The organism is Actinoalloteichus spitiensis RMV-1378 (genome assembly GCF_000239155.1).
Taxonomy (GTDB): Bacteria; Actinomycetota; Actinomycetes; order Mycobacteriales; family Pseudonocardiaceae; genus Actinoalloteichus_B; species Actinoalloteichus_B spitiensis.
Genome location: NZ_AGVX02000060.1, coordinates 1 through 7298, shown reverse-complemented (window position 1 = coordinate 7298; position 7298 = coordinate 1). Strand labels below are relative to the sequence as shown.

Genomic DNA, 7298 nt, shown 5'->3' with positions numbered 1-7298 from the left:
ACACCACGCCACCGCCGCCGGACACCGCACGCGTCGACCACGACGACTCCGGGCCCGTTCCGCTGTGCCACCTGGACAACGGGCTGGTCAGGGTGACCCTCGCCCCCACCCTCGGCGGCCGGGTGCTCTCGGTCCGCGTCGACGGCCGCGAGCACCTGTACCGCAACCCCCGGCTGCTGGACGAGGACCTGCGCCCGAGGGCCGGTGTGCGCCTCACCCCCACCGCCGGACCCATGTCGGCCTGGAACAACGTCGGCGGCGACAAGACGTGGCCGGCCCCGCAGGGCTGGGACGGCCCGGACCAGTGGGCCGGGCCGCCGGACCCGGTCCTCGACTCCGGCAGCTACCAGCTGACCACGCGGGTCGAGGACGGTGAGGCGGTCGCCACCATGACCAGCGACCCCGACCCGCGAACCGGGCTCCGCTCGACCCGCACCGTGCGGCTCCCGGCCGGCACCACCGGGTACCGGCTCGACCTGGAGTTCCACAACGTGTCCGACCGGCGGGTCCGGTGGGGGCTGTGGAACGTCACCCAGCTCGTCGGGCAGCCGCCGGCCGAGGCCGGGCCGGCGGCCGGCGTGTACGTGGGCCTCGCCGGATCCGGACGGCCCACCACCGTCGACCTCGTCGCCGGTACCGCCAACCCCGTGGTCCGCCACGACGGCGGCACCGCCCTCGTGCCCGCCCAGGACGTGGTGGGCAAGGTCGGTTTCCCCGACGCCGCCGGGTGGCTGGCCCACGTCTCCAGCCACGGCACCCTCACCCAGCGGTTCCCCGTGTGGGAGGAGGCCGAGTACCCGGACGACGGCTCCCGCGTCGAGGTCTGGTTGGAACACCCCCTGGACCGGCCCCTCGACCACCTGGGCGGACTCCGGCCCCGAGACCGGGTCGTGGAGTGCGAGGCGCTCGGTCCCTTCACCTGGTTGGAGCCCGGCGACCGCACCAACCTGCCCGTCGAGGTGCGCTTCGGCGCCACCCGCGAGGCCGTCTCCTCGGTGACCGACGCCGGGTACTGGACGCGCCCGCTCGGGCTCACCGCCGACCCCGGCTCGGGACGGTGGCGTCTCACCGGGGTGTTCGTCCCCGACAGCGTGTGCGCGCTCCGGGTCACCTGCCACGACGCCGACGGCGCCGAGATCGCCGGGGCGGACCAGGACGGGCAGCACCCCGGCCGGCCCGCCACGCTTCCCGAACTGCCGGAGCTGCCCCCTGCCGTCACCGAGTTCCGGCTCACGCTGCTGCGGCGGGCGGCGACGACCCCGGTCGACATCGGGGCGGTCCGACGTGGGTGAGAAGGTCGATCGACAACCAACACCGTCCCGGCGAGGACGGGCGCGTTTCCGGAGGACGAGGTGGGACAGGTGAACAGCGCACCCCAGGAGAGCACCCCCGGCGTCGCCGGGACCCGGTTCGCCGGCCGCACGGCCGTCGTCACCGGCGCGGCCTCCGGTATCGGAGCCGCCACCGCGCGCCGTCTCGCCCAGGAGGGCGCCGCCGTCGCCCTCCTCGACGTCGACTCCCGGGTGCACGACGTCGCGACCGCCATCCGCGACGGTGGCGGGCGGGCGCTGGGCCTGCGGTGCGACGTCGCCGACGAGGACGCCTGGGACGACGCCGTGACCACAACCCGCCAGTCGTTCGGCCCGGTCGGCGTGCTGGTCAGCAACGCCTATACCGTCGACGTCCGGGCCGCCCACGAGATGAGCCGCCAGTCCTGGGACCAGCAGCTCGCCGTCAACCTCACGGGCACCTTCCTCGGGGTCCGGGCCTGCCTGGGAGACCTGCGCGCCCAGCGGGGCGCGGTGGTGCTCACCTCCTCGGTGCACGCCGTCGTCGGGCTGCCGGGGCGGCCGGCCTACGCCGCAACCAAGGGCGGGTTGACCTCGCTCGGGCGGCAACTCGCCGTCGAGTACGGACCCGAGGTCCGCGTGACCTGGGTCCTGCCCGGCCCCATCCTGACGGCGGCGTGGGACGAAGTGTCCGAAGAGGACAGGGCTCGCAGCGTCGAGCAGACCGTCACCCGCCGCTTCGGGACCCCGGAGGAGGTGGCCGCCGGTATCGCGTTCCTCGCGTCACCGGACGCCTCCTACGTCACCGGGACGGGACTGGTGGTCGACGGCGGGTGGACGGCCTTCAAGGCCTCCGCCTGAGGGCGGCGGCCCGAACACGGCGCCGGCACGACTGGAGGACGAGAAGGATGGCCGCCTACATCGGGCGCGGAGTGCACGGGAACACCGTCGAGCTGCTCGGCGTGCGGATCGTCTCCGGCGAACTCGCCGAGGGCGAGACGATCGACCTCGCCGGTCTCAGCGGCGAGCTGGACCTGAGCCTGACCGCCCTGCGGGAGGCGTTGAAGGTCCTGGCGGCCAAGGGCCTGGTGGACGCGAGACAACGTCGGGGCACCTTCGTGCGCCCCCGAGCCACCTGGAACCTCCTCGACGTCGACGTCATCCGCTGGCAGTTCGCCGCCGGGGCCGCCGCCGCCTTCCTCCAGGACCTCGCCGAGGTGCGCACCGTCGTCGAACCCGCCGCCGCCCGGTTCGCGGCGCTGCGGAGACGGGAGGAGGACCTCACCGCGCTCGACGAGGCCCTCCAGGCGATGGCCCGTGCCGTCGGCGGAGACCCCGCCGCCGCGGCCGCCGCCGACCTCGCCTGGCACCGGGCGCTCCTGGTCGCCACCCACAACGAGATGCTGATCCGGATGGAGATCTTCATCGAACCCGGCCTGTCCGAACGCGACCGGTTGGTCCACGGCGCCGCCGAGGACGATCCGGTGCCCAGCCACCAGGCCGTCGTCGACGCGATCCGGCTCGGCGACGCCGACGGAGCCGAACGGGCCATGCGGGACCTCCTGGAGAAGTCCGCGTCCGACCTGCGCCGGGTCACCGCCGGCCAGTTCGCCGACACCGGGCGCGACGGGCCCCTGCCCGGGGACACCGCCGAGGAACGCCCGACGACCGGAACCCGGGGCGCGGGGACCCCGTCCTCCCGGCACACCGACGACCACACGAAGGAGCTGTCGTGAAGATCACCCGGGTGGAGACGTTCCTCGTCGCGCCCCGCTGGCTGTTCTGCCGGGTGGAGACGGACGAAGGGATCGTCGGTTGGGGAGAACCGGTGGTGGAGGGGCGCGCCCACACCGTGCGCACCGCCGTCCACGAACTGGCCGAGCTGCTCGTGGGTGAGGACCCGCTGCGGATCGAGGACCACTGGCAGCGGATGACCAAGGGAGCCTTCTACCGGGGCGGCCCCGTGCTCTCCAGTGCCGTGGCCGGTCTCGACCAGGCCCTGTGGGACATCGCCGGCAAGGCCTTCGACGCTCCGGTCCACCAACTGCTCGGCGGCCCGGTCCGGGACCGCGTCCGCGTCTACGGCTGGGTGGGCGGTGACGAGCCCACGGAGATCGCGGAGGCCATCGCCGCCCAGGTCGAAGCCGGTCTGACCGCCGTGAAGATGAACGGCAGCGGCCGGATGAGCCGGGCCGGCACCGTAGCCGAGATCGACGGCGTCCTCGCCCGGCTGGCCGCCGCGCGGGAGGTCCTCGGCCCCCACCGCGACGTCGCCGTCGACTTCCACGGACGTTTCACCGCCGCCACCGCCCGGCGGGTGTTGCCGCTCCTCGCCGACGCCCACCCCATGTTCGTCGAGGAACCGGTCCTGCCGGAACACACCCACCTCCTCGGCGACCTCGTCCGGTCGAGCCCGGTCCCGATCGCCTGCGGCGAACGGCTGTACTCGCGGCACGAGTTCCTGCCCGCGCTCCAGGCGGGGATCGCCGTGGCGCAACCGGACCTCTCCCACGCCGGTGGTATCTCCGAGGTGCGGCGCATCGGATCGCTCGCCGAGGTCTACGACGTGCAACTGGCCCCGCACTGCCCGCTCGGTCCGATCGCGCTCGCCGCCAGCCTCCAGATCGCCTTCGCCACCCCGAACTTCCTCATCCAGGAGCAGAGCCTGGGCATCCACTACAACGTCGGCGCGGAACTCCTCGACTACGTGGTGGACCGGGAGATGTTCCGCTTCGTCGACGGCCACCTGCCCCGGCCCACCCGTCCCGGGCTCGGGGTGCTGGTGGACGAGGAGGCGGTACGACGGGCCGACGCCCTGGGCCACGACTGGCGATCCCCGACCTGGCGGCACGACGACGGCTCCTTCGCCGAATGGTGATCCCCCCGCCCGGCCGGGACGCTCCGGACGGGCCCGCACCACCAGCAGAGACAGGAGACGCACCATGAACCTTCTCGACCGCCTCGCCGAGGAACGCGTGGTGGCGATCGTGCGCGGTCGCGACCCCGAGGCCGCCTACCGGGCGGTCCGCATCCTGTGGGAGGAGGGCATCGACCTGGTCGAGGTGTCCCTCACCGGTGCCGACGCACTCGCGGTGGTCGAACGCCTCGCCCAGGCGCGTGCCGGCGACGCCGCGCTCGGAGCCGGCACCATCCTCTCCGAACAGGACGCCCGGCGGGCCCGGGACGCGGGAGCCACCTTCGCCGTCACCCCCGCCCTCGGGCCGGGCACGGCCACCGCGATCGAACTCGGCCTGCCCACCCTCGTCGGCGCGCTCACCCCCACCGAGGTGTACACCGCCGTCCAGGCCGGGGCCAGCGCGGTGAAGCTGTTCCCCGCCAACCACGGCGGCGGGCCCGACTACCTGAAGGCGTTGCGGGACCCCTTCCCCTCGGTGCCGTTCGTCCCGGTCGGCGGCGTCGACGTCGACGCCGCCCGCCGCTACCTGCGACTCGGCGCCCTCGCGGTGGGTGTGGGCTCCCCGCTGCTCGCCGGCGCCGCCGACGGGGCCGACCCGGCCGAGATGCGGACCCGCGCCCGGGAATTCCGGGTGCTGGCCCGCGAGCACGAGCAGGACGGGGAACGCGGATGACCGAGGTCATCACCCTCGGCGAGAGCATGGCCGCCCTCCGGGGCACCGGTCCGATGCGCCTCGGCGGCGACATGCGGCTCTCCGTGGCGGGCGCCGAGTCCAACGTCGCCATCGGGCTGTCCCGCCTCGGCCACGCCACCCGCTGGGTAGGTCGCGTCGGCGCCGACCAGCCCGGGGAACTCGTCACCCGAACACTGCGGGCGGAGGGCGTCGACGTCACCTCGGTCGTGGTCGACCCGGACGCCCCCACCGGGCTCATCCTCTTCGAACCCCGGATCGCCGACGTCGTCCGGGTGAACTACTACCGCAGCGGCTCGGCCGGGTCCCGCCTGAACCCCCGGGACCTCGTGCCCGCCCTGACCGGCGGGGCACGGCTGCTGCACGTCACCGGCATCACCTGCGCGTTGGGGCCGGAGCCGCTGGCGGCGGTCCGCCACGCCGTCGACCACGCCAGGGCGTCGGGGTGGACCGTCTCCCTCGACGTGAACTTCCGGTCCCGCCTCTGGTCCGCCGACGAGGCCACCAGGGTCCTGAGCCCACTGGCCGAACGGGCCGACGTGGTCATCGCCTCCGACGACGAGCTGCCCCTCGTCACCGGCGGAACGGGTGACACGGCCGAAGCCGCCCAACGGCTGCTCGACGCCGGGGTGTCCGAGGTCGTCGTCAAACTCGGAGCCGACGGTGCTCACCTGCACCACCGGGACGGGACGGAGCACGCCACGGCCGTCCGGGTGCCCGTCGTCGACACCGTGGGCGCGGGCGACGCGTTCAGCGCCGGCTACCTCTCGGCCCGCCTCGACGGGCTCGACTCCCCGGGACGGCTCCACCGGGCGGTGCTGCTCGGCGCCTTCGCCGTCGCCAGCGCCGGGGACTGGGAGGGACTGCCCACCCGGGCCGAACTGCCCCTGCTCGACCTCGCCCCCGGCAGCACCGTGCGGTGAGCCGCGCGGCCCCCGCCGCCTCGGCGGCGTCCTCCGCGTGACGGAGCGCCGCCGCACACCCGCGGGCGACGTCCGCCCGGTGCCGGGAGCGGGTGCCATCCGGTGCCCCAGGGCCACGCCGACGCCCCCGCGTCCAGTCCACCGACCCGGCGGGCACACCCCGAGGACGCTCCGCCCGGACCGCCGCCGATGACGGCCCTCCCCAGCTCGGGGGCGCCGGCTCCCAGCGCCCAGCCGTTCGGACGACCCGGGACCGGCTGGACGGGCGCCGTCCGGCCCGCTGTGGTTTCGTCTGGTCGTGGGAGGGGCCTGGTCCGGTCGCCCGGCCACACCGGCGGTCACGGTCAGCGAGAATCGGACCCGGCGGGCGCCGGGTACCGGCGGCACCGACGGGACGAAGCAGACGGCAGCGAGGCTGAAGGCAGGTGTCGGAGGATGGCCGTGCGGGACGTGGTGGCCGGGGAACGTTCGCGTCGTGACGTGACGGTCTGGGGCAGGGAGGCCGTCGAACCCGAACTGAGGGCAGCGGTCGACACCCTGCCCGAGTCCCTTGGACGGGTGGCGGGCTTCCACTTCGGCTGGTCCGATGAACAGGGCAGGCCCACCCGAGCCGGCGCGGGCAAGTCGGTGCGGTCCGCGCTCACCCTGCTGTGTTCGGAAGCGGTCGGTGGCACCGTGGCCGAGGCCACCACTGCGGCCACCTCCGTGGAACTCGTCCACAACTTCTCGCTGCTGCACGACGACGTCATGGACGGCGACGCGGTGCGGCGGCACCGCCCGGCCGCCTGGCGCGTGTTCGGCGTCAACCTCGCGATCCTCACCGGAGACGCGCTGCTCACCCTGGCACTGGACCTCCTCACCGTCAGCGACCGACCAGAGGCGCGCCAGGGCAGCCGCCTGCTCGGTGCCGCCGTCCGCGAACTCGTGCACGGGCAGAGCCTCGACCTCGACTTCGAACACCGCCGCACCGTCGAGCTCGACCAGTGCGTGCGCATGTCCGAGGGCAAGACCGCCGCGCTCCTCGGCGCCGCCAGCGGACTTGGAGCGCTCTTCGGCGGTGGCGACCAGGACCAGGTGGATCGGCTCCGCCTCTTCGGCGAACGGGTCGGCCTCGCGTTCCAGTTCGCCGACGACCTGCTCGGTATCTGGGGCGACCCCGAGGTCACCGGCAAACCCGTGCACTCCGACCTGCGTAGCCGCAAGAAGTCGCTGCCGGTCGCCGCGGCACTCACCTCCGCCACCCCGGCCGGCCACGAACTGGCCGCGTTGTACGGGCGGCCGGGGGAACTCACCGACAGCGAGGTGGTGCGGGCCGCTGAGCTCGTCGAACTCGCCGGGGGACGCGAGCACTGCCAGGAACGGATCGACGCGCTCCTCACGGAGGGACTGGACCACCTCGACGACGCCGCCGTCGACGCCACGGCGGCGCGCGACCTCGCCCGGCTCGCCCGCCTGCTCGCCCGCCGCGACCACTGACC

General features: G+C 74.4%; 7 protein-coding genes. All 7 read left to right on the top strand.

Annotated features, from left to right (window positions below):
* Positions 1-1292: DUF4380 domain-containing protein (locus ACTIDRAF_RS31745; RefSeq protein ID WP_052168683.1), on the top strand; the 1292-nt coding region annotated here is incomplete at its 5' end.
* A 69-nt stretch (positions 1293-1361) separates the two neighbouring features.
* On the top strand, positions 1362-2150 hold the full coding sequence (locus ACTIDRAF_RS0203035; protein WP_026065719.1) for an SDR family NAD(P)-dependent oxidoreductase: 789 nt from the start codon (positions 1362-1364) through the stop codon (positions 2148-2150).
* Between the two features lie 47 nt (positions 2151-2197).
* Entirely contained in the window at positions 2198-3025 is an 828-nt protein-coding gene (locus ACTIDRAF_RS0203030) for an FCD domain-containing protein (protein WP_016697242.1), read from the top strand.
* A complete protein-coding gene (gene dgoD, locus ACTIDRAF_RS0203025) occupies positions 3022-4167 on the top strand; it encodes a galactonate dehydratase (protein WP_016697241.1) in 1146 nt (381 codons plus the stop codon). Before ACTIDRAF_RS0203030 ends, dgoD begins: the two co-directional genes overlap by 4 nt.
* Positions 4168-4231: 64 nt before the next feature.
* Positions 4232-4879, top strand: coding sequence for a bifunctional 4-hydroxy-2-oxoglutarate aldolase/2-dehydro-3-deoxy-phosphogluconate aldolase (locus ACTIDRAF_RS0203020; protein WP_016697240.1), 648 nt, complete (start codon positions 4232-4234; stop codon positions 4877-4879).
* Positions 4876-5820: a sugar kinase gene (locus ACTIDRAF_RS0203015; protein ID WP_016697239.1), complete on the top strand. Its 945-nt coding sequence runs from the start codon at positions 4876-4878 to the stop codon at positions 5818-5820. Before ACTIDRAF_RS0203020 ends, ACTIDRAF_RS0203015 begins: the two co-directional genes overlap by 4 nt.
* Positions 5821-6255: 435 nt before the next feature.
* Positions 6256-7296: a polyprenyl synthetase family protein gene (locus tag ACTIDRAF_RS0203010; protein ID WP_016697238.1), complete on the top strand. Its 1041-nt coding sequence runs from the start codon at positions 6256-6258 to the stop codon at positions 7294-7296.
* The last annotated feature ends 2 nt before the right edge of the window (positions 7297-7298 follow it).